Source organism: Streptomyces sp. NBRC 110611, assembly GCF_001590865.1.
In the GTDB taxonomy this organism is placed as follows: Bacteria; Actinomycetota; Actinomycetes; order Streptomycetales; family Streptomycetaceae; genus Streptomyces.
The window spans coordinates 1-1,761 of record NZ_BBUY01000075.1 but is presented as its reverse complement, the minus strand read 5'-3'; the positions used below and the strand labels follow the sequence as shown (position 1 = coordinate 1,761).

The following is a 1,761-nucleotide window of genomic DNA, read 5'->3' as shown; positions in this document are numbered from 1 at the left end:
CGCTGGCCGTCTCTGCGCGGCCCTCAGTCAGCTCGCTGTGGGCACGCCCAGCGCGCGCAGTCCGCCACGATCCTTCATCGTGGTTGTACGGGGTGCTGCCCCACCTGGTGTGCCGGTTGCGGGGCGGAGAGGTAGCGGCTGGGACGAGGGGAGTCAGGCCCGATGTCATCGCCACGGTTCGTTACCGCTGACGACAGCGTGCACTCCCTCGCGTCGCCGGTCAGCTCGCACAACGAATGGGACCCGCTGGAGGAGGTCGTGGTCGGGCGTCTGGAAGGTGCGACGTTCCCGTCCAGGCATCCGATCGTGACCTGCAACGTCCCGGCGTGGGCGGGACGGCTGCAGGAGCTGGCCGCAGGCTTCCGCTATCCCCGCGCCATCGTCGAGCCGGCCCAGCGTGAGCTCGACCGGTTCATCGCCCTGCTGCAGTCCCTGGGTGTGACGGTCAGGCGCCCCGACCCTGTCGACCACCGCCAGCGTTACGCCACCCCCGACTGGCCGTCACGCGGGTTCGCCAACAGCTGTCCGCGTGACAGTCTGCTGGTGATCGGTGACCAGATCATCGAGACCCCGATGGCTTGGCCGTGCCGGTACTACGAGACGTTCTCCTATCGCTCACTCGTCAAGGACTACTTCCGTCGTGGCGCGCGCTGGACGTCGGCGCCCAAGCCGCAGCTCACCGACGCCCTGTTCGACGGGGACTACCGGGTCCCCAGGACGGGGGAGCAGGTGCGCTACCTGACCACGGAGTTCGAGCCGGTCTTCGACGCGGCGGATTTCGTACGCGCGGGCCGTGACCTGTTCACCCAGCGGAGCAACGTGACCAACCGCATCGGCATCGAGTGGTTGCGCCGCCACCTGGGGCCCGACTATCGCATCCACGAGATCGAGAGCCGCTGCCGTACACCGATGCACATCGACACGACGTTCCTCCCGCTTACCCCGGGTAAGGTCCTGGTGAATCCGGAGTACGTCGATGCCGATCGCCTGCCCGCGGTTCTCGACGGGTGGGACGTGTTGATCGCCCCTGAGCCCGATCCGCTCCCTGAACGGCTGCTCAAGGTCACCTCAATGTGCGGTAAGTGGCTGAACATGAACGTCCTCGTCATCGACGGCGAACGTGTGATCGCGGAACGCCACCACACCCGCATGCTGCGCGCCTTGGAGGGGTGGGGCTTCGAGCCCGTCCCCTGCGACCTGCTGCACTATGCGCCGTTCGGCGGGTCGTTCCACTGCGCCACCCTCGACATCCGTCGCCGCGGCGCGCTCGATTCCTACTTTCCCCGGTCGGCCCGCGCGACCGCACCCTGAATGCACGCCACACCAACTGACTGCATGGATGTACCGAGCATCTGGGGATGACGAGGAAAGTCGCCTCACCTTCGCCGTAGTAAGGAGCCACTTGGCGTGTCATCAGGCCCGCAGCCCGGGGAGGAGATCCCGCCCCGCCGCCAGAAGGGAGCGTACGCATGTCCCGTCCTGTGACTGTCGGGGTGGACGGGTCGCCGGAGGCTCTCGCGGCGGCCGCATGGGCCGCCGGGGAGGCTGTACTGCGCAAAGTGAACCTGCGGATCGTCTACGCGGATCAGTCGCCGGGCCCGGCGACCGCGCCGTCCGGCAGCTTCGAAGCGCCGAGCCACTGGGCCGAAGATCTGCTGGCCGAGGCCGCGGAAGCGGTGCGGCGCGAGCACCCTTCTCCGGGGATCGAGAGTCGGCGTCGATTCGGGCAGCCTTCCGGGGTCCTGGCCGGCGAGGCGGCCG

General features: G+C 68.4%; 2 protein-coding genes. Both read left to right on the top strand.

Annotated elements, in window-relative coordinates:
• Positions 1-162: 162 nt before the first annotated feature.
• Positions 163-1,311 (top strand): amidinotransferase, encoded by a 1,149-nt coding sequence (locus AZE13_RS33390; RefSeq protein ID WP_066940565.1) that lies wholly within the window; start codon positions 163-165, stop codon positions 1,309-1,311.
• Between the two features lie 158 nt (positions 1,312-1,469).
• On the top strand, positions 1,470-1,761 hold a 292-nt coding region (locus AZE13_RS33385), incomplete at its 3' end, for a universal stress protein (RefSeq protein WP_181690555.1).